Below are 21,767 nucleotides of genomic sequence, written 5' to 3'. Positions count from 1 at the left end.
CTTACTTTCGTAAGACGCTTGCTATATGAGTTGGATGACGTTTTAAAGAGGTTGTATAACCCCTGATTAGCGGCCAAACACCACATTGGCCACATCACGGTAGCGCTTGGCAAAGTGCACCGTCATGCCCTCTTTTAGATAGTCCGGTAACTCTTCGTAGTCGCGCTTATTGGCGTCGGGCAGAATCAATTCAAAAATATCACTGCGCCGCGCGGCAATCACTTTCTCGCGAATCCCCCCTACCGGCAGCACCTGACCGGTTAGGGTCAGCTCGCCGGTCATCGCCAAAGGCCGGTCAATCGCATGGTGCTTGGCCAATGACAGCAGCGCAGTGGTCATGGTGACACCGGCCGAAGGACCATCTTTCGGCGTAGCGCCCTCGGGTACGTGCAAGTGCACAAAGGCCGAGTCGAAGAAGTCCGCATCGGCGCCATACTCTTGTAGGTGACCCAAGGTATAGCTGTAGGCGATATTGGCAGACTCCTGCATCACCTCACCAAGCTTGCCGGTAAGCTTAAAGCCGCGATCCAGCGAGTGCACTTTGCCCGCTTCAATGGGCAGCGTTGCCCCGCCCATGGATGTCCAGGCCAGACCTGTCACCACCCCTTCACCGGTGAGCACTTTCTCTTTACGGAAGATCGGCGCCCCCAGGAACTCTTCAAGATTTTTAACCGATATCTTGACGGTTTCGGCCTCTTCTTCCAGCAGCTTAACCGCCGACTTACGCACAATACGGTGAAGCTGTTTCTCCAACTGACGCACCCCGGCTTCACGGGCATAGCCTTCTATCACCTGCTTCAAGGCCGCATCGGAGAGACTGATGCGTTTTTTGGTCAGGTTGTCGCGCTTAAGCAGCTTTGGCCACAGGTGGTGTTTGGCAATTGCCAGCTTCTCTTCGGCGATATAGCCCGAAAGGCGGATCTGCTCCATACGGTCCAGCAGCGGCCCAGGAATCGAATCCAGGGTGTTGGCGGTGCAGATAAACAGCACCTTGGAGAGATCCATGCGCACATCAAGATAGTGATCGAGGAAATCGACATTCTGCTCGGGATCGAGCACTTCCAGCAACGCCGAAGCGGGGTCGCCCTGAAAGGATTGTCCCAGCTTGTCGATCTCATCCAGCATGATAACCGGGTTTTCGACCTCGACCTCTTTAAAGGCTTGCACCAGTTTGCCGGGCATAGCGCCCACATAGGTGCGCCGATGCCCCTTGATTTCCGCTTCGTCGCGCATACCGCCGACCGAGAAGCGGTAGAACTGACGCCCCAGCGCTTCAGCGATCGAACGGCCAATGGAAGTTTTACCTACCCCTGGCGGGCCTACCAACAGCACTATCGAGCCGCCTACGTCGCCTTTAAAAGTGCCCTCGGCGAGAAATTCGATAATGCGCTCTTTCACGTCTTTCAGGCCGTCGTGGTCACGATCGAGCACTTGGCGTGCATGGGGTAGATCCAACTGATCCTGGCTGGTCACCCCCCAAGGCAGCGAGGTTAGCCAATCCAGGTAGTTACGCGTTGTGCCGTACTCCGGCGAGCCGGTTTCCAACACACTGAGTTTATTGAGCTCGTCGTCAATACGCGACTGAACACGCTCAGGCACCACCAGCGATTCCAGGCGCGCCCTGAAGGTATCCACATCGTTTTCACGATCATCTTTGGAGATACCCAGCTCACGCTGAATGACCTTTAGCTGCTCCCGCAGGAAGAACTCGCGCTGACGATCCTGCATTTGCGCGTTGACCTGCTCGCTGATCTCGCCCTGCAGCAGGGCCACATCGATCTCTTTACGTAGCAGCGGCAGCACTTTCTGCATCCGCTCCTCCACCGACAAGGTGGCCAGCACATCCTGCAGTTCTGGGCCCTTGGCAGAGGTAATCGCCGCGGCAAAGTCGGTCAATGGCCCCGGCTGATGCGGACTAAAGCGGTTGAGGTAGTGCTTGAGCTCTTCGCCATACAGCGGATTGATCGGCAGTAGCTCTTTAATGCCGTTGATAATCGCCATGGCGTAGGCGCGGGTCTCTTCGTTTTCCGCGTCGACTGGCTCTTTAGGGTATGTCACTTCAACAAGGTAGGGTGGCTCTTTAGAGAGCCAGCGGGTAATTTTAAAGCGCTGCAACCCTTGGGCGATAAACTGGATCTGGTCGTCTTCGCCCTTGAGCTTATGCACTTTAACCGCAGTGCCGATTTCTGGAAAACCTTCGTAATCCAGGGAGGTAACGCCCTGCTCCCCCACAAAGGCAACGCCTAGGGTGTGGTGCGGCGTGTTACCCACTCGGCGCATGGTCTCTTCCCAGCGTTCGCGGTTAACCACCAGCGGCTGTACCTGGGCAGGGAAAAAAGGACGGTTGTGAATAGGCAGAAGGTAGATGCGCTCGGGCAGCATTTCGCTGGCGGGCACCAGAGAGTTTACCCGTTCGCCGTCGGAGCGGTAATCACTGCCCTCCGGCTGGCTAGCCTGCTTTTGAGCGCTCTTTTCGCGACTCTCTTTACTGTTCTTTTCGTTACTCTCTTCACTACCGGGGGCATCATCACTGGTTGATGACTGTTCATCGTCAAGTTGCCAATCAAGATGTTCAGCGTCGTGTTCGTAATCCTGGTCGCTCATGCGTCCTCCAATGAACCGATACCGGCGGTGACCACCGCCAAGTGTTGTCCATGGAATGCGGGCAGTGAGCCAAAACTTCAACCCTTCGTAAGTAGAACAGTCGGTTTAACTGCGCTCCCAACGGCCTTACGACTTTAACGTTATTGAGGCCAGAGCTCGGGCATTGGGCGGCCATTGACTCGCCATACGCCGCGCACCACATCAAACTGCAGTTCCCGCGTGCCGAGCGGCAGCCCTAACCATAGCGCGGCGACGGTGGGCGCGTCGTGCCAGGTGAAGTCACCATCAATGCGCTCTAGCCATTTCGCCTGCTCTTTCTCTTTGTCGAGGTTAACCACGCTAAGCTCATCCAACTGGCGGGCATCAAAAAACAGCGCGCCATCCGCATCCAGGCGAATACCCAACAGCGGGCTATCGATAGCAACGGTCGTTACATCTAAACGCGGCGAGTCGCTAAGTACTTTGCGCAACTCCGGTTCAAGGCGGGCTAGCAACCCTTCCGCCATGGGGAGGCTCGCGTCTCCCCAGGCGGCTTCCTGGCGCAAACGACGAATCACATTACGAACCGCATCGGCATTCAGCCGGGAGAGCTCCAACGCTATACGGCCATTGAGTAGCGGCATGTCCGGCGCTTCAGAAGGCACCATCACATCCCCTATCTCGACATCGCCTTTGATGCGTAGCTCGCTCTCATCCAGCACCATGTGACTATTCAAATCAAGGGGCGACAGCTGGATATCGTAGGAGGGGTAGCTCAACGTCAGCGTTTCAATATGCAGGTGGTCGCGTTGAGCAAAGTTGTAAGCATCATCAATATAGGTATAGCGGCTCTCCAGCTCCGTGGGGCCTAGTGCGAGCTGGGCCATGCCATCCATCAGGGTGAGTTGGTCAAACAGCGCACGTAGTCGCCAATCACCAAACACGCCTTCCAGGCGCAACCGGCCACCGCGGACGGCTAACTCGCGACCATTTTGTTGAATAACGAAGGGGGCAAGGGCAAGGCGCACCTCACTATGGCCGCTCAGGGTGTGATAGCGGCCTTGCCAGCGCGGCACCGAGGGCGCAGTGACTTCACCCACCGCTTGCTGCAACACGGTATCAAGGCGAGGTAGCACCGTGCCTTCAACATCCGTGCTTAAAATACCGTGCCGGGCGCTATAGGTGAGCTCCAGCCGCCAGGGGCGACCCAGCAGTGGTGACAGAATCAACCTACCCTGGGAACTTAACCAGCCTTGGTGGTTCTCAGTACGGTTGACGCGCCACTCCCCCCGCGCTTCCAGATCCTCAAGCGCTTGGCGCAAGCTACGCTCAAAAAGCACACTTGAGAGAAGCTGCGCGGCCGCCCACACGATGGCGATGATCGCCAGTGTGGGGACAATCAGACGTTCCTTGCGCATGCTACCTCCTTGAAGCCAACGCCTTGCAGCCAATGCACTCGAAAAAAGTTATCAACCGCTCCTGAGCTCTATTTACCACTCACCACCCAATCAGCTTAGTGCAGCCAGAACCACAGGTGCATGGTACTCCAGGCGTAGATCCCTGCCATCACATCATCGATCATAATACCAAAACCGCCCGCTACACGGCGATCTGCCCAACGTATCGGCCAGGGTTTAAAGACATCGAAGATGCGGAATACAATAAAGCCCCACAACGCAGCCTCCCACGAAAAAGGCACCGCCGCCATGGTCAGCCAATAACCGACAAACTCATCCCAGACGATGCCGGAGTGGTCATGGACACCCAAGTCGTGAGACGTTTTGTCGCATAACCAAACCCCCACCACGAAAGTGACAAAACAGATGCTCAGGTACCACCCTAGGGGCAATTCCGCCATCATCCAGTAAAACGGAATGGCCGCTAGCGTACCAAAGGTGCCCGGCGCCCAAGGCACCGTGCCACTGCCTAAACCAAAGGCAAAAAAATGCGTTGGGCGACGCCAGACACTTTTTGGTGCACGATTCATGGCGCTTCCCCACTAAAATGCTGCCAACCGGCGTAGTCACTGAGCTCACTCTGGTCAGAGGCACTAACACCTAGTGCTTCACTGCAGTGGCCGATGACGGTTAGCGAGAGCCCCAATGGCGCTAAACGCTGTTGCGCCTCTGCGACATCGTCAGCGCCGAGGGTAACCAGTAGTTCATAATCATCCCCACCGGAAAGTGCCGCCTTTAGTGCAGCCTCCCGACCTAGGGTGCTTTCCAGCGCATCCGCCAGCGGTAAGGCGTCTAAAGCAATGACGGCTCCCACCTGCGAGGCGTCGCGAATATGCGCCAAGTCAGCCAGTAGCCCATCGGAAATATCCAGCGCAGCGGTGGCTAAACCACGCAGCGCCAAGCCCGCCACCAAGCGAGGCTGCGGCAATAGATAGCGATTTAGTAGCGGATGCGCCAGATCGCGCTCGCCCTGCTGCCAAAGCGCCAGCCCGCCGGCCCCGCCACCGAGTGCGCCGGTCACCGCGATAACATCGCCTGCCTTGGCGCCGCCACGGGTCAGGGCTTCGCCCACCGGCACCTCGCCCATCACGGTAACACCAATGGAGAGCGCACCAGACGTGACATCGCCCCCTACCAGCGTTGTGGCGTGCAGCTGGCTAAGGGCATGAAAGCCACGCGCATAGTCTGCCAGCCAAGCATGGGTAGCTTCATCATCGGCAAATTGGCGCTGATCCAGCGTCAACGCCATTAAGCACCAGCGCGATGTCGCCCCCATGGCAGCCAAATCGCTCAGCGCAACGGCCAAGGCACGGTGACCCACCGCAAATGCCGGGGCTTCGCGGGGAATGTGTACATCCACTACCGAGGTATCAACGCTCACAGCCAACTGTTGGCCTGCTTGCGGTAGCAGCAGCGTGGCATCGTCTCCACATCCCAGTGTGACGCCATTTGACGCGGTCGACGCCTCCTGCGACGACATAAAGTAGCGTCGAATCAAATCAAATTCGGCAAGCACAAAGGCCCCTTAAACGCATCGTCATACCGCTCGCGTTCAGAGACGACGAGCGCTGACCTCGGCACTGCGCAAGCGTATCGCCAGCTTGTCGAGAATGCCGTTCACGTATTTATGGCCGTCGGTGGCGCCAAATGACTTAGCCAGCTCAACGCCTTCGTTAATCACTACACGATAGGGTACTTCCATGCGGCGGGAAAGCTCATAAGCGCCTAACCGCAAAATGGCCAGCTCGACCGCATCAAGATCTTCCAGGCGGCGGTCTAGCAGGGGGGAGATTTCACGATCCAACTCCGCCTTGAAACGCACGGTATTGTGGAGCAGCTCGTGAAACAGCGCCTTGTCGGCAATCTCCATCACCTTAACCCAATTTTCGTGATCTTCCAGGTCATCGTCAGCCACTTGGCTACGAAACTCGGCTTCAATGGTGGTGATGGATTTTCCCGTCATGTGCCACTGATAAAGCCCCTGCACGGTTAACTCGCGCGCCGCGTGGCGGCCCTGCTGAGCAGCAGAGGGTTTACGCTCGCTCATTGGGTATCTCCTGCTGGCAGTGCGCGGAGCAGAGAGACCATTTCCATGGCGGCCATGGCAGCTTCGGTGCCTTTGTTACCGGCTTTGGTGCCCGCACGCTCGATCGCTTGCTCGATGCTTTCAACGGTCAACACACCGTTTGCCACCGGCGTGTCAAACTCAAGCTGCAAGTGATTGATCGCCGTATTGCAGCCACCCGCCACGTACTCAAAGTGAGGCGTTCCGCCGCGGATGACTGCGCCCAGGGCAATCACTGCATCGGGTTTCATCACCTTTAGCACGCGCTTTACCGCCAGTGGCAGTTCCCAGGCGCCCGGCACGTGAACAATATGAATATGTTCGGCGTCTACGCCATGGCGGGTCAAGCTGTCGACGGCGCCTTCTACCAGGCTATCCACCACGTGATGGTTAAAACGGCCAACAACGATGACATAGCGACCATCGACGTCAACAAAGGTACCTTCAACTTGAGTGAGGGAGTGCATCAAATTATTCCTGCTAAAATTAGTCTTGCTGAGAAGTTGGCTCGTACGCCGTGTCGTTAGGCCCTAGTCGCTCGACGACTTCAAGGTCAAAGCCGGACAGCGCGGAGAACTTCCACGGTGAACTCAGTAAACGCATTTTACCTACGCCTAAATAGCGCAGAATCTGCGAGCCGGTGCCGATGGTTAAGTAGTTACCGGCACCGTCGGAATCACTGGTACGCGGCTGACGCACGCGATCCAAAAAGATATCGAGCTGATCTTTTAAATCCTGATGAGGGCGGCCGTCATCGATCAGCACAAACACGCCTGTCGCGGCACCGGCAATTTCCTCCAGCGCGCGGTGAGCATCCCAGCGGCACTGCTCATCTTTCATTAAACCCATCACATCTCGCAGCGTATCGCTAAGATGCACGCGCACCGTGGTGGCTTGCTCAGGCGTAGGCTGGCCGTTCACCAATGCCAGGTGATGGGCGCCCTGGATACGATCACGGAAAACGTGCAGCGTGAGCTCGCCATGGGAGGTCATTACCGTTGACGCTTCGAGATGATCAATGGTTTGCTCATTCACGATACGGTAATGAATCAAATCAGCAATGGTGCCAATTTTAATACCGTGCTCGTGGGCGAACGCCTCTAACTCCGGGCGGCGCGCCATACTGCCATCATCGTTCATGACTTCGCAGATCACACCGCTAGGATCACAGCCTGCCAGAGCCGCCAGGTCACACGCTGCCTCAGTATGTCCTGCACGGCGCAGAACGCCGCCCGGTTCTGCCATCAGCGGAAAGATATGGCCAGGCTGCACGATATCCGTGGGTTTAGCATGGGGTGCCGCCGCTGCCTGTACTGTGCGCGCTCGATCCGCCGCGGAAATACCGGTCGTAACTCCTTCGGTTGCCTCTATCGAAAGCGTAAATTTGGTACCAAAACCAGAGCCGTTATCACGTACCATTAGCGGCAGGTTAAGCTGCTCGCAGCGGGCGCGCGTCATCGGCATACAGATCAAGCCGCGGGCGAAACGAGCCATAAAGTTGATATGCTCAGCCTGCACTTTTTCGGCAGCCATGATGATATCACCCTCATTTTCGCGATCCTCATCGTCCATGAGAATCACCATTTTGCCCTGGCGGATATCGTCCACCAGCTCGGCGATAGGGGCTAAGCCTCTAGAGGTGGGGTGCGCCATGGTATCTCCAATGTATGTTTTGCAAGCGGTTGCCACGAACGTTTATCACGAACGGTTTTCGTGCCATTTTTCACGAAACAGGTCGCGTCTGTTAGTCACGATTTTGCGCGTCAGGGTACCTTGCTCTCGCTGAATGCGCCAGATGCACTCATCGGCTGAGGGGAAGCAATAATACGCCAATCACGCCCCACCGCTCGCATATCGTGAATGGTTAACCGCCGTTGATCCGCCATACGTGAGAGGCCTGGCAGCGCAAAAAGCGGCCGGGCTTCGCCGCCTAACAGCGTGGGGGCGACAAATAGCTGCAGTTCATCAATCAGTCCCGCATCGAGCATAGCGCCCGCTAGGGTCGCGCCGGTTTCCACTAACAGTTCGTTAACCTGCTCATTTTCGGCTAACCACTGGAGCATTGCCACCAGATCAATCCGCCCATCACTACCGGCCGGTAGTACCAGCACTTCGGCACCCGCCTGGGTTAGCCGATGGCGCTTCTCTTCCACGTGGTCTGGTGTGGTGAGTACTAGCGTACGTCCCGGCTCGCGTAAACAAGCCGCCGCTAGGGGTAAGCGCAAATGCGTATCTAAAATCACCCGCAAAGGCTGGCGGCGAATCACGTCGTCAGCGTTATTGAGCTGTAGCTGCTCTGCCCGTAGCGTCAGCCGAGAGTCGTCCATGATCAGCGACTCTACGCCACTTAATATTGCGCTGGAACGTGCCCGTAACCGCTGCACTTGGGTGCGCGCTTCAGGCCCGGTGATCCACTGGGACTCCCCCGAACCCATGGCAGTGCGACCATCCAAACTCATCGCCATTTTCAGGCGCACAAAGGGGCGCTTTAGGGCCATGCGCTGAATAAAGCCGGGGTTCAACGTGCGCGCTTCGCTTTCCAGCAACCCCACCGCGACGTCGATACCGGCCTGTTCGAGTATTCGAATGCCGCGGCCGCTAACCTCGGGGTTAGGATCTATCATCGCCACGACGACCCGCGAGACCCTGGCTTCGCGAAGCGCTACGGCGCAGGGGCCGGTGCGCCCAGTGTGGGAGCAGGGCTCCAGGGTGACATAGGCGGTGGCCCCCTGGGCGCGTGCTCCTGCGGCGTTTAAAGCGTGGATCTCAGCATGAGGTTCACCGGCACGCAGGTGAAAGCCTTCGCCGACTATCTCCTCATCGCGCACAATGACGCAGCCTACCCGCGGGTTGGGATCCGTGGTGTATAAGCCTTTTTGCGCCAGCTGCAGCGCCCGGGCCATGTAGCGGTGGTCAGCCTGGCTAAAATCGGTGCTCATTTTGGCTGCACGCTTTTGTTTGAGGGCTCTTGGGAAAGCCGATCAATCTCAGCACGAAACTCATCCAGATCCTGAAACTTGCGATATACCGAGGCAAAGCGAATATAGGCGACGTGATCGAGGGTTTTAAGCGCTTGCATGACCGACTCACCAATATCGCGGGCGTTGATCTCACGATCACCCCGGGCACGCAGGGTTTGACGAATGCGCTCGACCGCTGCCTCAATGGCTTCAGCGCTGACCGGGCGCTTTTCCAGCGCGCGCAGCATACCTGCCCGCAATTTGGCTTCATTAAAGCTTTCGCGGGAGCCGTCGGACTTCACCACCCGCGGCATGACCAATTCAGCGGTTTCATAGGTGGTAAAGCGCTCTTGACAGCTCGCACACTGGCGGCGACGGCGTACCTGGTCACCATCAGCGACCAACCGCGAATCGGTCACTCGAGTATCGTTTGCACCACAAAAAGGGCAATGCATAGCGGTCAACCTGTTGTCAGCTCGTGTCAGCGTGCTGCACGAGTTAGCGTGTTATAACCTGTCAATGTGTGTGCTATTAATAGCGTTTTAGCAGTATCCACTGCCATAAGCTAATGTATCTTAGCGTTTAAACGCGGTATCAACTTCGTATTGTAACGATTTGGCACACAAGCTGCAGCGTTTGTGGCAGATTGTTTATCAGGAGTCACTCCATGCCCCCCTTTGAGCAGATCGTTCACGACACATTTTCAAATACCGTTCATGACTACCTCAGCCACCTTTACGGGCCCCGGGCGGGGGAAGTACAGCGCCGCTTAAACCAGCGTCTAGAGCATTTTAAGTCGCTTGCCCCGTTTTCACCCAACCCCGTCGAAGCCAGCTCTAAAAACGCACCTTCTTGGAGCGAAAAAGATCAGTGGGTGATCAGCTATGGTGACTCCATTATCGAAGATAGTGTGCCGCCGCTGGCCGTACTTAGCGATTTTCTTCAAAAGCGGTTAGGTGATCGTATCAGCGGCGTTCACGTACTGCCTTTCTTTCCCTGGAGCAGCGACGACGGTTTCTCGGTCATCCACTACCGGGAAGTTAACCCCGACCTTGGTGACTGGTCGCATATCCGTGAACTGGCCAGTCATTACGACTTAATGGCCGACCTGGTGCTCAACCACGTTTCACGGGAGTCCCTTTGGTTTGTGGATTACCTGAGCGGCAGCCTGCCTGGCCGCGACTACTTTATCGAAGTCGATCCTGATACCGATGTCTCTCAAGTGGTGCGTCCGCGCAGCAGTCCCTTGTTAGTCCCCATATCCACCCGTCGCGGTACCCGCTATCTGTGGGCAACGTTCTCCGAAGACCAGCTTGACCTGAACTTTGAAAATCCGGATGTGCTGCTGGAGTTCGTGGGTATTTTACTGTTCTACCTGGAGCAAGGGACGCGGATTGTGCGCCTGGATGCGGTGGCCTTTCTATGGAAGAAACTGGGCACCGCCTGTATTCACCTGCCAGAAACCCATACGGTGGTGCGGCTACTGCGTGCCATTGTGGATCACGTGGCCCCAGGCACGCTGTTGATTACCGAAACCAATGTGCCCCACCAGGAAAACATCAGCTACTTTGGTTTAAACCGGCTACCCGAGGGGGCGCCAGACGAAGCTCACATGGTGTATCAGTTCGCCCTGCCCCCTCTGCTACTACACACCCTCACCCGGGGGGAAGCCAGTACCTTGCAGAGCTGGCTTTCCAGCCTTCCCGTTCTGCCCGACCACTGCACCTATCTCAATTTTACCGCCAGTCATGACGGCATTGGCGTACGCCCCCTGGAAGGCCTACTGCCTGACCACGAGCGGGATGCGCTGTTGGAACTGATGCACAAGTTTGGCGGTTTTGTCAGCATGCGCAGTAACCCGGATGGCAGCGACACGCCTTACGAGATTAATATTACCTGGTTCGAGGCCATGCGCGGCACCCGCCGCGGGCCTGACCCGTGGCAGATTGCGCGTTTTCTATGCAGCCAAGCGATTATGCTGAGTTTGCAAGGTATACCCGCGCTGTATATTCATACCCTGACAGGCACACTCAATGACGTTGAAGGGGTTGAGCGCAGCGGCCGCCTGCGCTCGATCAACCGTCGGCGCTGGCAGCGTAGCGAGCTTGATCTCCTACTCGATAGCCCTTCAACGCCCACTCACGATGTTTTCCATGCGTTAAACCGGCTGTTAGATCAGCGCCGCCAGGAGCCATGCTTCCACCCCAATGCCGCCCAACGAGTATTGGTCTCGGCACCGGAACTGCTGGCGGTAGAGCGCGGCCCACTGCACGATGGCCGCCGTTTATTGGCGCTGTATAACGTCACCGATCTGCCGCTCCCTTTAGAGAACGTAGGCGATGCAGTCACCCAGGCACTTGAGAATCACGCATGGCAAGCGCTTGACCCTGGTAACCCCTGGAGCGCCGAAGGCTCGCTGCCACCTTACGCGGTACGCTGGTTAGTGGCTGATCGTTAATACCGTCGAGAAGCCTAAAGCTTCAAAAACCGCCAATTGCGACATATCGCCCCAGGTATAAAACACCTAATCCCTAAATAATGTCGTGCTGTGACAATACCAGCACAGCATTATTCTAGGGCTTGCCAGTGTTAAGATGTCGGTTATTAAATCTCTAGCCTCTCACTCTTATTCAAACAAGGCGCTGCAATGCACTTAAAACGTCACCCTGTCATAAGCGGTTTTCTCCTGATGGCAGGATTGGTGGGCACCTCTGCGAGCGTTGCCGACGAGCTCCCCGCCCCTATCCAGGCACTGGCCGATCAAGGCTTGGAGATTCATGGCCAATTCGATGCCCCCGGCGGGTTGCGCGGCTACGGCGCCAGCGTGCAGGGCCAGGACATGGCGATTTACCTGACACCAGATGGCGAGCACGCCGTCGTGGGTACACTGATGGATAGCGAGGGTAATGACCTTACCGAAGCGCAGTTGGATGAGCATGTACGGGCACCGCTAGAGGCACAAACCTGGCAGCTATTAAGCGAAAGCCACTGGATTCAAGATGGCAACGTTGATGCTCCCCGGGTGATTTACACCTTTACAGATGCCAACTGCCCCTACTGCCGTCAAATGTGGCAAGACGTTCGCCCCTGGGTGGAGGCTGGTGAAGTGCAGCTACGTCATATCATGGTAGGTATCTTAGCGCCCGACAGCCCTGGAAAAGCAGCCGCCCTACTCGGAGCCGATGAACCGGCAGCGACACTACATGCCCATGAAAGCGGCCAGGAGGAAATCGAAGCCAGCGCCCAACCAAGGGAAATTGAAGAGCAGGTGTATGCCAATAACCAGCTGTTCGAAGAGCTAGGGCTGTATGCCACGCCCACCTCGGTTTTTCAGCGCGAAACAGAAAACGGACACATGCGCCTTGACCGTATTCAGGGGATGCCCAGTGATAAGCGACTCATTGAGATGATGGGCAGCGACGCGCCCTAATATATTCAAGGAGGCCGCTAAGTGGCCTCCTACAAGACCTCTCAGCTTTAAAGCCGCTTAGCGGCGAACCACCCCAACACCATTGTCACCAGCATGGCCAATAGTGGTAAGGAAAGAGCGCTGATGGAGGCAATCGCTGGCCCTGGGCAGTAGCCGGAAAGCCCCCAGCCGATGCCGAACAGTGCAGCGCCTCCTAACAATTTCGCGTCTAACTCACGTTTGGTAGGCAACTGAAAGACGCCACCCAACAAGGGGGCCGGACGCTTAAATACCAGCCGATAGCCGATAAAGGTGGTAAGAACGGCTCCGCCCAATACGAACATCAGCGTTGGATCCCAGGCACCCGCCACGTCTAGAAATCCCACTACTCGTGCGGGATCAGTCATGCCTGAAATAGCCAAACCAAGGCCGAAAAGCAGCCCCGCCGCATAGCCCGCCGCTGTTTTCAGCCAACGACGCTTATCCGATTCATTGATTGAACTATTCATTAAGCTATTCATTATGGGCTGCCTAAACCTAGCAGGTGACGGGAGATATAAACGGTCACTAGCGCCGTCAGTAAAAACATACCGGTGGCCGCCATGGAGCGTGGCGCCAAGCGCGCCAGCCCGCATACACCATGTCCACTTGTACAGCCACTGCCCAGACCTGTGCCTACGCCCACTAACAGCCCAGCCACTAGCATTAACCCTACGCTTCCCACTGGTGCGCCAATCACCTCACCAGGGCTTCCGGCAACGTTACCTAAACCACCACCTAGCGCCATAAGCAGAAGCGGGCCGCTAATCAGCCCTAACAGAAAAGCCACTCGCCAAGCGCTATCACCCCTGGGACGCTGGGCTATCAAGTTGCCCACGATACCGCTGATACCCGCGATACGCCCCAGCATTGCCATCAGCCAGGTAGCAGAAAGCCCGATCAATACCCCTCCAACCAGCCCTTGTAACCCTGCTATCCAATCCACTGGTGACTCCTTAAATAGCACTTAAACCGTTAGAAAAAATTGAGCGGCACTTTGAGATAGACGGTGCCATTCTCTTCCGCCGGAGGCATCTCCCCAGCACGCATATTGACCTGCACCGATGGAATGATGAGCCGTGGCATACCCAAGGTGGCATCGCGCTCAGTGCGCATTTTTACAAACTCGTCTTCGCTGACACCTTTATGTACGTGAACATTACCGTTTATCTGCTCAGCCACGCTGGTTTCATGCTGGAAAATCTCACGGCCAGGGGCTTTGTAGTCGTGGCAAAGGAACAGCCGCGTCTGCTCGGGAAGCGCCAGCACTTTTTGAATAGAGCGATAAAGGGTACGCGCATCACCGCCAGGAAAGTCGCACCGCGCGGTGCCATAATCCGGCATAAACAGCGTATCGCCTACAAAGGCAGCATCGCCGACTACGTAGGTTAAACAGGCCGGCGTGTGCCCTGGAGTATGCAGCACATACCCCTGTAATTGGCCCACGGTGAATGTATCCCCTTCATCAAACAGGGCATCAAATTGACTGCCATCCCGGGCAAACTCGCTGCCCGCATTAAACGCCTTACCAAATATCTCCTGCACTGCCACTATATTGGCGCCAATGCCGGTTTTTCCGCCTAGCTGCTCATGCAGGTAGGGCGCTGCCGAAAGGTGGTCGGCATGCACATGGGTTTCCAAAATCCAGGTAACGTCAAGGTCGTGTTTACGAATAAAGGCGATGATGTTGTCAGCGGATCGCACGTCGGTTCGACCAGCGGCGTAATCAAAGTCGAGCACCGAATCTATAATCGCGCAGGCACGGCTGTCGGGATCCTGAACGACATAGCTAAAGGTATTCGTGGGCTCATCAAAAAAGTGCGTAACGATTGGGCGTTGCATCGCTGCCTCCCATGGGGTGGAAATGCAATTCTCATACTATGGAGACAGCGTAGTGCATTTTAAGTTCTATATTTAGATTTTTTTTAGAATATAAAGACACTATTACCCCAAAAGAGTGCTCACAACTATCTTTGCTAAGGTTTGCTCCATTTGGGCCGATAGTTAAACAGTTGCTCAAATACAAAAACTAGGACGAACATGACTCACTTAACAACGACACAAAAACTCTGGGGAACACTAGGCATCATCTGGATTGCCATGCTGCTGTTGGTTGGCTGGCTTGCCTGGGAGAACCGCCAAACGATCGAGAGCGAACGCCGCGACAGCATTCAGTACGTGGTAGAAAGCGTGCAAAGCCAAATTGAAGCTCTGCAAGAAAGGGTCGACGCCGGTGAGCTAAGCCTGGAAGAAGCGCAACAGCGCGCTATTGACAATATGTCCACCGTTAGCTTTGGAGCGGGGGAGTATATCTTCTCTTTTAACAACGACTTACTGATCATCTCGCATCCAAGCCGTGACCCCGGCACTGACATGACCAATTATGAAGACGCCAGCGGTATGGCGCTGTACCCCGAGTTGCTGCGTGTTGCCCAAGCGGGGGGTGGTCACGTTAACTACTACTCAACGCGTGCGGGTGGCGACGAGCAACTGCCAAAAACCAGCTATGTCGCGCATCTTCCCGAATGGGAGTGGTCACTGGCGACAGGCGTTTATGTGGATGATATTAACGCCGCCTTTATTGCTGGCTTGATTCGCTCAATTGGGATACTGCTGATCATTGGCCTTCCGGTAACGCTGCTAATGGGCTGGGTTATTCGTGATGTTGCTCGCCGTTTAGGCGGTGACCCACGCTACGCCGCCAATGTAGTGCGGCATATTGCTGATGGCGACCTGACCCAAGTCACTCAGCTTTCACCCAAGGATCAACAAAGCTTGCTGTTTAATATCAATCGTATGCGTGAAGCACTCGCTGAAACGATTGGCGACATCCACCTCGGCGCGAGCCAGGTCAATAGTGGCGTAGAGCAGATTGTAGGCGTTAACGAAGAGCTTTCCACCCGCACAGAGGAGCAGGCTGCTTCATTGGCCGAAACCGCTTCAAGCATGGAGCAGCTCACCGCGACGGTTAAGCAAAATGCCGAACACGCAGATCACGCACGTACGCTTGCTACCCGAGCGGCGGACAGCGCCCAGCGCGGCAGTGACTCCATGTCGACAGTGATCACGACCATGGCCACGATCAACGAAAGCGCCACCCAGATGAGCAGTATCGTTAACACCATTGACGGTATTGCCTTTCAAACCAACATTTTGGCCCTTAATGCTTCTGTGGAAGCCGCAAGAGCCGGCGATCAAGGGCGTGGGTTTGCCGTTGTCGCCAATGAGGTTCGCCAACTGGCCAGCCGTTCGGCCGCTGCCGCCCAAGAGATCAAAACCTTGATCGAAGCGTCGGATAGCAAAGTGGTGGAAGGTAGCCGTCAAGTGCGTGACACCGGGGATGTGATCAATGGCATGGTCGATGACATCAAACAGCTCAGTACCCTGGTTCAGGAAATTTCTGCGGCCACCATTGAGCAGAGCAGTGGCATTGAGCAGGTCAATCAGGCGGTAACCCAAATGGATCAAATGACCCAGCAAAATGCCAGCCTGGTACAAGAGAGCAATCACGCCACCCAGACGCTTGCACAGCTCAGCGCCCAACTGCGCCAACTGGTTGCCCACTTCCGCATTAACCAACAAAACATGGAGCATACGCAGGCGTTACCCGCCTCCTCTCCTGCCCCGCGGACAGCCCACCAGCACAGCGATTTTTAGCGCTTACCATCACGAGTGAAGCAATCTAAAAGTATGCCGCCGCGGCAAGCGATTTTGCCGCGGCGGCATTTACTTTAAATTTTGCTAAGGTATTGGTGCCTTAAGCCGATAGGAGACAGCGTTGCTTAACTAAATCGGCTAGGAAAAAAATGACACGCTTAACGACGACACAAAAACTCTGGGGAACGCTGGGTATTATCTGGGTTGCAATGCTGCTGCTGGTAGGCTGGCTGGCCTGGGAGAATCGCCAGACGATTGAGAGTGAACGCCGAGACAGTATTCAATACGTGGTGGAAAGCGTACAGAGCCAAATTGAAGCGCTACAAGCGCGGGTAGTCGCTGGAGAGCTCAGTCTGGAAGAAGCCCAGCAGCGCGCGATCGATAATATGGCCAGCGCTGGCTTTGGCGACGGTGAATATATATTTTCGTTCGACGACGAACTAAAAATTGTTTCTCACCCCAACCGCCCCCGGGGTGAAGATATGAGCGACTACCAAGATGCCAGCGGTATGGATCTGTATGCCGACTTTTTAAAGGCAGCCAAGTCCGGTGGTGGGCACGTCGTTTACTACTCCCGCCGCATTGATGGCGATAAGCAGTTTCCCAAAATTAGCTATGTGGCATACATCCCCGAATGGCAGTGGTCGCTGGCCACGGGTGTTTATGTAGATGATATAAACGAAGCTTTTATTACTCGTTTAATTTACTCGATAATGGTACTGCTGATTATAGGCCTTCCGGTAACGCTGCTAATGGGCTGGGTCATTCGCGATGTTGCTCGCAGGCTAGGGGGCGACCCACGCTATGCCGCCAGCGTAGTGCACCATATTGCTGACGGAGACTTGACCCAAGTTACTCAGCTTTCACCGAAGGATCAGCAGAGCTTACTATTCGATATCAACCGTATGCGTGAAACCCTGGCCAATACCATTGGCGATATTCATCACGGGGCGGATCAGGTTAACAGAGGTGTTGATCAGATTGTGGGAGTTAACGAAGAGCTTTCCACACGCACCGAAGAGCAGGCCGCCTCATTGGCCGAAACGGCCTCCAGTATGGAGCAGCTTACCGCCACGGTTAAGCAAAATGCCGAACATGCGGATCACGCGCGAACACTTGCCACGCGCACCGCTGACAGCGCCCAGCGCGGCAGTGACTCTATGTCCACAGTTATTTCCACCATGGCGACGATTAACGAAAGCGCCACTCAAATGAGCAGCATCGTTAACACCATTGACGGGATCGCTTTCCAAACCAATATTTTGGCCCTTAACGCCTCGGTGGAAGCTGCACGAGCCGGCGAGCAGGGGCGTGGCTTCGCCGTTGTCGCCAATGAAGTTCGCCAACTAGCCAGCCGTTCGGCTGCCGCCGCCCAAGAGATCAAAACCTTGATCGAAGCGTCGGATAGCAAAGTGATGGAAGGCAGCCGTCAAGTGCGTGATACCGGCGATGTGATCAATGGCATGGTCGATGACATTAAACAGCTCAGCACACTGGTTCAGGAAATCTCAGCGGCCACCATTGAGCAGAGCAGCGGCATTGAGCAGGTCAACCAGGCGGTCACGCAAATGGATCAAATGACCCAGCAAAATGCCAGCTTGGTGCAAGAAAGTAACCACGCCACTCAAACGCTCGCACAGCTCAGCGCCCAACTGCGCCAGCTGGTTGCCCACTTCCGCATTAACCAAAGCATGGAGCATACGCAGGCATTGCCCGCCTCCTCACCTGCCCAGCGGGTTGCTCACCAGCACAGTGATTTTTAGCACGAGTAAAAGCCAAGCGTTAAACATCAAGGGCTAAGAAAAGGCCAGCTACCCCAGGGCAGTTGGCCTTTTTAATGAATAAAATGTTAAACCTTACCCCGATTATCCAGTTCGACCGCCTCGTGCATACGGGTGAGCAGATCCGGCACCGCAGCCTGCACGCGGTTCCAGCTAGGGATAAAAGGCCGCTCTCGAGGGTTATCGATAAACAGATTGCCTGCTTCGAGCAGGTTACTGGCAAACAGCTCCACGGCTTGCTCTTCACTGTGACGGTCAAGGCTTAGGCCATTCATCGTCGCATCGTGGTCATAGGCTTCTATCAAATCCAGCGCGAAGCGGTAGTAGGTAGCTTTGAGCGTGCGGAAGTCTTCGCTGCTAAACGTCACCCCCTGGGTCGCTAGTTTGCGATAGAGGGCTTTTGAAATATCCAGGCTCATGCGGTTCAAACCACTGTCTGGGTCATCTTCGCTAACCGGTTGATGCTTGTGGTCATAGGCATCGGCAATATCTACCTGACACAGCTGGCGCAGTGAGTAGTTACGCTGTAACTCTGATAACACACCTATTTCCAGGCCCCAGTCTGCCGGCATACGAATACCCTCAAGCACTTCGCTGCGCATCGCAAACTCCCCCGAGAGTGGATAACGAAAGCTATCCAGATAATCGAGGTAGGGCATCGGCCCGCAGACCGTTTTAAGCGCCCGCAGTAGCGGCGTCACCAACAGCCGAGAGACGCGACCGTTCAGCTTACCCTCGGCAATGCGCGGGTAATAGCCTTTGCAGAAACTGTAGTTAAAATTGGGGTGGGCCACCGGATACATCAAGCGCGCCAGCAGCCCCCGCTCATAGGTCAAAATATCACAGTCGTGAAGCCCTACCACCGTCGAGCGCCCAGACGACAGCATATAGCCTGCGCAGTACCACACATTGCGCCCTTTACCAGGCTCTAACGCGCCTAAACCGTGCTCTTCCAGCTCCTCATCCAGGGCGCGCAGCCGTGGGCCATCGTTCCATAAGATGCGCGTGTGCTGCGGCAGGCGTGAGAAAAATTCCCGAGCATATAAAAATTGCTCGCGATCGGCTCGATCCAGGCCAATGACAATTTCATTGAGGTACGGGACTTTAACCAGCTCATCGACGATTGCTGACAGCGCCGGCCCTTCCAGCTCAGAAAAAAGCGACGGCAAAATCAGCCCCATTGGACGCCGTCGAGCAAACTGGCACAGCTCTTGTTCAAGCGCTTCCACAGAGCGCCGGGTAAGGTTATGGAAGTCCGTAATAATACCGTTTTGATGAAAGTCACTCATGTGCTTACCTCCCTGGTGTCATAGGACTGAACTCAAATCACTGTACTCAAAGAACGGTACTCAAAGGATCACGACATCTCCCTTCTCCGCCGTCGCTAAACGGCGGTCATCTCGCCCCCACCAGTAGGCCACCCCCTCGGCCCAGCCGGTCGGCCCTGTTGCGTCCGTGCGATAGAGTGAAGTATTGCGGGGTTCTACGACTAGTTCGTGGCAGCCACGGATAACGACCGCTTGATCGACTGCTTCGAGCATGGTGATATCGTTCGGCCCATCGCCTAACCCTAGTGAAAGAGGCGTTCGACCTCTTAACGCCGTAAAGCGCTTGACCAACCACTCGACGGCACTGCCCTTATCGGCGGAGCGTCCCATTACATGCCAAAAGCGTCCCCCTTGAGTAAGCTGTAGCCCATCCCCTTCCAGAGCGGTGCGAAACGCCTCCAGCGCCATGTCACTGTCGTGCCATAGCAAAGGCTCACTGCCTTCACGCTGCCGTGCATTCCGGGCGCGAGCAGCGTCAAGCCCGGTAAGCTCCATCACCTCTGGCACACTCAGGTCACCCATGCGGGTAAAACGAACATTGAGACGCTCGCGCCACACCTTCAGTCGGGCACGAATAAAACCAATATCCACACCGGGATGTTTGATAACAACGCCATCACGACCACTTCCTGGTCGGTCTAAGCGTGCATGGCACCAGCCTGGCGGAAGCCCAATCACCGCACCGTTTTCCGCAATAAAGGGGGTTGCCGTGAGGCCTAAAGCTTCGCGCAGTGGTATCAATTCGGCACGGGTTTTACTGGTGACCGGAATCACCGGCACTCCCATCTGCTTTAAGCGGGCAAGCCAGGGAGCAGCGGGGCTGAAATCGTAACTGTGATGATCTAGCAGAGAGCCATCTAAATCGGTCACTACTAGCCGCGGCTGTAGAGCGGGATCAACTGAAGGGGGTGACGCTGCCGAAAGCGTTGATGGGGAAAGACGAGCGGATTCAGGCATAGCACTACCTCTCTTCGGCCTTAACGCTTCGTTAAGACGTCATGTCTCGGACACCTAAATAGCTATGGCCAGCTATTAATTGCTATAGAAAGCATAGCAATTCATAAGCCAAAACAGAGAAGTGTCGATTCAACAGAGGGTTACAGTACTTTTTGCGGGACAAATGTATCGAAACACTCGCAAGCACCAAAAAGAGGCAGTTTCAACGCACCAAATAAGTGCAAGAAAAAATCACGAGGGAAAAATAAAGCTGTAAAAAAACGTCGCAGGTCTTGGCAAAGACTTATAAATAGCTATACTGAAATTGTACCCACTGGTGATCCTGTACACCCCTCACCTGATCCCAGTGGGCTGCAGTGAGCCAAGCCCTTTGATGCCCGCCTCCCTGGCGGGTTTTTTTTGCCCCCCACGACTGAAATACTTACCAACAAACATTAGCTAGTTTCCCGTTATTCACCCACTACTCGACGTGAATCACCACCTCAACTCGACGATTACGCGCACGCCCTTCAGCAGTAGCGTTGCTTTCCAATGGCTTTGTGGCCGCCAGTCCTACCGCGCGTAGTCGCTCGGCATCGACTCCCGCGGCTTCCAACGCTTCCACAATGGCAATGGCGCGGGCGCTCGACAACGCCCAGTTAGATGAGAACTCATCGGTGTTAATGGTCTGGCTGTCCGAATGCCCCTCAACCCATACTTCGCCATCGTAGCGCTGAATAGTTTCCAACAAACTGCCCACTAGTGACGAGCCGTTGTCGGTCAACTCAGCCGTGGCAGAAGGAAATAGCAGTTGATCCTGCACGCGGAGGCTGATCCCCTCGGCCACCCGGGAGACTTCAACACCTTCAAGATCGGGCAGATAGGCAGACTCTTCTACGCGTTCTGAAAGCGCCTGATTTAGCGCAAGTGCCCCCGAGACTGACTCATCGCTCACTGCTTCTACATTCACCGGGGGGCGGTCGGTCAACACCACCATGTAGTCAGCTAAGGGGGATGTAAAATCATCGCTGCCCGCGGGCATCAATAGTTTTGGTAAAGTAATAACCGGCTCAGCGGGCGGCATTGGCGCTGCCAAAAGCGGTGGAACACCAACACTGACGCGTCGTGGAAGATCAGCCAATGTTGGCAAGCCAGCCACACCGAGTGCTGCACTAACGGCCATGGGACTCAACCCTGCCCCACTCCACCCAGGGATGCTCGCACGTGCATGATTTACTTGAGCCAAAGAGTCAGGCAAGGGTACTCCCAAAGTAGGCGATAATGTGACAGCGTCCTCACTCACACTTTCCGCCTGGTTCAACTGAGGGATAATCGGCCCCGCAGCGGCGATAATGACCACAAAGAGAGCCACCAACAAGGTCATGATATCGAGATAGCTGATCATCCAACCACTACCACTATCACTTTCATGATAGGCCGACATTAACGAATCGTGGCGCGGGCCGCCGCGATGATCTTCAAGCATGGATATTATCGCTCATTAAAGTTTTTAACCTCGTGGCCGATCTAGCTAAATATGACGAACTAGGCT

Annotated in this window: 19 protein-coding genes; 4 read left to right on the top strand and 15 right to left on the bottom strand. The window is 55.5% G+C overall.

What is annotated here, in order from left to right; translation table 11 throughout:
* Positions 1 to 66: 66 nt before the first annotated feature.
* The 9 genes from lon to nrdR all read right to left on the bottom strand — a co-directional run bounded on the left by lon (position 67) and on the right by nrdR (position 9,520).
* A complete protein-coding gene (gene lon / locus JI62_RS16715) occupies positions 67 to 2,604 on the bottom strand; it encodes an endopeptidase La (protein WP_088701215.1) in 2,538 nt (845 codons plus the stop codon).
* Between the two features lie 140 nt (positions 2,605 to 2,744).
* On the bottom strand, positions 2,745 to 4,001 hold the full coding sequence (locus JI62_RS16710) for a DUF945 family protein (protein ID WP_088701214.1): 1,257 nt from the start codon (positions 3,999 to 4,001) through the stop codon (positions 2,745 to 2,747).
* A gap of 95 nt (positions 4,002 to 4,096) precedes the next feature.
* Positions 4,097 to 4,570, bottom strand: a complete 474-nt coding sequence (locus tag JI62_RS16705; protein ID WP_088701213.1) for a phosphatidylglycerophosphatase A family protein — start codon at positions 4,568 to 4,570, stop codon at positions 4,097 to 4,099.
* Positions 4,567 to 5,556: a thiamine-phosphate kinase gene (gene thiL, locus JI62_RS16700; protein ID WP_088701212.1), complete on the bottom strand. Its 990-nt coding sequence runs from the start codon at positions 5,554 to 5,556 to the stop codon at positions 4,567 to 4,569. Before thiL ends, JI62_RS16705 begins: the two co-directional genes overlap by 4 nt.
* A 36-nt stretch (positions 5,557 to 5,592) precedes the next feature.
* Positions 5,593 to 6,087 carry a transcription antitermination factor NusB gene (gene nusB, locus JI62_RS16695; RefSeq protein ID WP_007114491.1) on the bottom strand — a complete coding sequence of 165 codons (495 nt, stop codon included), beginning with the start codon at positions 6,085 to 6,087 and terminating at the stop codon, positions 5,593 to 5,595.
* The gene (gene ribH / locus JI62_RS16690) at positions 6,084 to 6,572 is read right to left on the bottom strand and encodes a 6,7-dimethyl-8-ribityllumazine synthase (protein ID WP_088701211.1); all 489 of its coding nucleotides are present in this window, start codon (positions 6,570 to 6,572) and stop codon (positions 6,084 to 6,086) included. The genes nusB and ribH overlap by 4 nt, the downstream gene beginning before the upstream one ends.
* A 19-nt stretch (positions 6,573 to 6,591) precedes the next feature.
* The gene (gene ribBA / locus JI62_RS16685) at positions 6,592 to 7,758 is read right to left on the bottom strand and encodes a bifunctional 3,4-dihydroxy-2-butanone-4-phosphate synthase/GTP cyclohydrolase II (protein WP_088701210.1); all 1,167 of its coding nucleotides are present in this window, start codon (positions 7,756 to 7,758) and stop codon (positions 6,592 to 6,594) included.
* Positions 7,759 to 7,868: 110 nt separating this feature from the next.
* Positions 7,869 to 9,044, bottom strand: coding sequence for a bifunctional diaminohydroxyphosphoribosylaminopyrimidine deaminase/5-amino-6-(5-phosphoribosylamino)uracil reductase RibD (gene ribD, locus JI62_RS16680; protein WP_088701209.1), 1,176 nt, complete (start codon positions 9,042 to 9,044; stop codon positions 7,869 to 7,871).
* Entirely contained in the window at positions 9,041 to 9,520 is a 480-nt protein-coding gene (nrdR, locus tag JI62_RS16675) for a transcriptional regulator NrdR (protein ID WP_088701208.1), read from the bottom strand. Before nrdR ends, ribD begins: the two co-directional genes overlap by 4 nt.
* A gap of 212 nt (positions 9,521 to 9,732) precedes the next feature.
* Here nrdR and JI62_RS16670 point away from each other — a divergent pair, with 212 nt between their 5' ends.
* Both JI62_RS16670 and dsbG read left to right on the top strand, forming a co-directional pair.
* Positions 9,733 to 11,523: a sugar phosphorylase gene (locus JI62_RS16670; protein ID WP_088701207.1), complete on the top strand. Its 1,791-nt coding sequence runs from the start codon at positions 9,733 to 9,735 to the stop codon at positions 11,521 to 11,523.
* Positions 11,524 to 11,712: 189 nt separating this feature from the next.
* Positions 11,713 to 12,495: a thiol:disulfide interchange protein DsbG gene (gene dsbG, locus JI62_RS16665; RefSeq protein ID WP_088701206.1), complete on the top strand. Its 783-nt coding sequence runs from the start codon at positions 11,713 to 11,715 to the stop codon at positions 12,493 to 12,495.
* A 47-nt stretch (positions 12,496 to 12,542) separates the two neighbouring features.
* Here dsbG and JI62_RS16660 read toward each other — a convergent pair whose 3' ends face one another.
* The 3 genes from JI62_RS16660 to JI62_RS16650 are packed head-to-tail and all read right to left on the bottom strand — an operon-like array spanning position 12,543 to position 14,355.
* Positions 12,543 to 12,983: a DUF6691 family protein gene (locus JI62_RS16660; RefSeq protein WP_088701363.1), complete on the bottom strand. Its 441-nt coding sequence runs from the start codon at positions 12,981 to 12,983 to the stop codon at positions 12,543 to 12,545.
* An 11-nt stretch (positions 12,984 to 12,994) separates the two neighbouring features.
* Positions 12,995 to 13,459 (bottom strand): YeeE/YedE family protein, encoded by a 465-nt coding sequence (locus JI62_RS16655; RefSeq protein WP_088701205.1) that lies wholly within the window; start codon positions 13,457 to 13,459, stop codon positions 12,995 to 12,997.
* A gap of 29 nt (positions 13,460 to 13,488) precedes the next feature.
* Positions 13,489 to 14,355 (bottom strand): MBL fold metallo-hydrolase, encoded by an 867-nt coding sequence (locus JI62_RS16650; RefSeq protein WP_088701204.1) that lies wholly within the window; start codon positions 14,353 to 14,355, stop codon positions 13,489 to 13,491.
* A 198-nt stretch (positions 14,356 to 14,553) separates the two neighbouring features.
* Between JI62_RS16650 and htc2 the strand changes: the two genes are divergently transcribed.
* Both htc2 and JI62_RS16640 read left to right on the top strand, forming a co-directional pair.
* Positions 14,554 to 16,170, top strand: a complete 1,617-nt coding sequence (htc2, locus tag JI62_RS16645) for a methyl-accepting chemotaxis protein Htc2 (protein ID WP_088701203.1) — start codon at positions 14,554 to 14,556, stop codon at positions 16,168 to 16,170.
* Between the two features lie 149 nt (positions 16,171 to 16,319).
* Positions 16,320 to 17,933 carry a methyl-accepting chemotaxis protein gene (locus tag JI62_RS16640; RefSeq protein ID WP_088701202.1) on the top strand — a complete coding sequence of 538 codons (1,614 nt, stop codon included), beginning with the start codon at positions 16,320 to 16,322 and terminating at the stop codon, positions 17,931 to 17,933.
* Positions 17,934 to 18,019: 86 nt separating this feature from the next.
* Here the strand turns inward: JI62_RS16640 and JI62_RS16635 are convergent, their stop codons facing one another.
* The 3 genes from JI62_RS16635 to JI62_RS16625 form a co-directional block, all read right to left on the bottom strand.
* The gene (locus JI62_RS16635) at positions 18,020 to 19,240 is read right to left on the bottom strand and encodes a glycosyl transferase (protein WP_088701201.1); all 1,221 of its coding nucleotides are present in this window, start codon (positions 19,238 to 19,240) and stop codon (positions 18,020 to 18,022) included.
* A gap of 60 nt (positions 19,241 to 19,300) precedes the next feature.
* Positions 19,301 to 20,236, bottom strand: a complete 936-nt coding sequence (locus JI62_RS16630; RefSeq protein WP_088701200.1) for an HAD-IIB family hydrolase — start codon at positions 20,234 to 20,236, stop codon at positions 19,301 to 19,303.
* 460 nt (positions 20,237 to 20,696) lie between these two features.
* Positions 20,697 to 21,701: an OmpA family protein gene (locus JI62_RS16625; protein WP_088701199.1), complete on the bottom strand. Its 1,005-nt coding sequence runs from the start codon at positions 21,699 to 21,701 to the stop codon at positions 20,697 to 20,699.
* Between the last annotated feature and the right edge of the window lie 66 nt (positions 21,702 to 21,767).

Origin of the sequence: Halomonas campaniensis (assembly GCF_002211105.1) — a bacterium.
Classification (GTDB): Bacteria; Pseudomonadota; Gammaproteobacteria; order Pseudomonadales; family Halomonadaceae; genus Vreelandella; species Vreelandella campaniensis_A.
Note: the sequence above shows the minus strand (reverse complement) of the source record. Positions and strands in the feature narration are given on the sequence as shown.

Excerpts from the sequence above, each read along its gene's own strand:
- nrdR (WP_088701208.1), bottom strand. The coding sequence starts at position 9,520 with ATGCATTGCCCTTTTTGTGGTGCAAACGATACTCGAGTGACCGATTCG.
- JI62_RS16630 (WP_088701200.1), bottom strand. The coding sequence starts at position 20,236 with ATGCCTGAATCCGCTCGTCTTTCCCCATCAACGCTTTCGGCAGCGTCA.
- htc2 (WP_088701203.1), top strand. The coding sequence starts at position 14,554 with ATGACTCACTTAACAACGACACAAAAACTCTGGGGAACACTAGGCATC.
- ribH (WP_088701211.1), bottom strand. The coding sequence starts at position 6,572 with ATGCACTCCCTCACTCAAGTTGAAGGTACCTTTGTTGACGTCGATGGT.
- ribD (WP_088701209.1), bottom strand. The coding sequence starts at position 9,044 with ATGAGCACCGATTTTAGCCAGGCTGACCACCGCTACATGGCCCGGGCG.
- JI62_RS16710 (WP_088701214.1), bottom strand. The coding sequence starts at position 4,001 with ATGCGCAAGGAACGTCTGATTGTCCCCACACTGGCGATCATCGCCATC.
- JI62_RS16670 (WP_088701207.1), top strand. The coding sequence starts at position 9,733 with ATGCCCCCCTTTGAGCAGATCGTTCACGACACATTTTCAAATACCGTT.
- JI62_RS16660 (WP_088701363.1), bottom strand. The coding sequence starts at position 12,983 with ATGAATAGTTCAATCAATGAATCGGATAAGCGTCGTTGGCTGAAAACA.
- ribBA (WP_088701210.1), bottom strand. The coding sequence starts at position 7,758 with ATGGCGCACCCCACCTCTAGAGGCTTAGCCCCTATCGCCGAGCTGGTG.
- dsbG (WP_088701206.1), top strand. The coding sequence starts at position 11,713 with ATGCACTTAAAACGTCACCCTGTCATAAGCGGTTTTCTCCTGATGGCA.
- lon (WP_088701215.1), bottom strand. The coding sequence starts at position 2,604 with ATGAGCGACCAGGATTACGAACACGACGCTGAACATCTTGATTGGCAA.
- JI62_RS16650 (WP_088701204.1), bottom strand. The coding sequence starts at position 14,355 with ATGCAACGCCCAATCGTTACGCACTTTTTTGATGAGCCCACGAATACC.
- JI62_RS16635 (WP_088701201.1), bottom strand. The coding sequence starts at position 19,240 with ATGAGTGACTTTCATCAAAACGGTATTATTACGGACTTCCATAACCTT.
- JI62_RS16640 (WP_088701202.1), top strand. The coding sequence starts at position 16,320 with ATGACACGCTTAACGACGACACAAAAACTCTGGGGAACGCTGGGTATT.
- JI62_RS16625 (WP_088701199.1), bottom strand. The coding sequence starts at position 21,701 with ATGCTTGAAGATCATCGCGGCGGCCCGCGCCACGATTCGTTAATGTCG.
- nusB (WP_007114491.1), bottom strand. The coding sequence starts at position 6,087 with ATGAGCGAGCGTAAACCCTCTGCTGCTCAGCAGGGCCGCCACGCGGCG.
- JI62_RS16705 (WP_088701213.1), bottom strand. The coding sequence starts at position 4,570 with ATGAATCGTGCACCAAAAAGTGTCTGGCGTCGCCCAACGCATTTTTTT.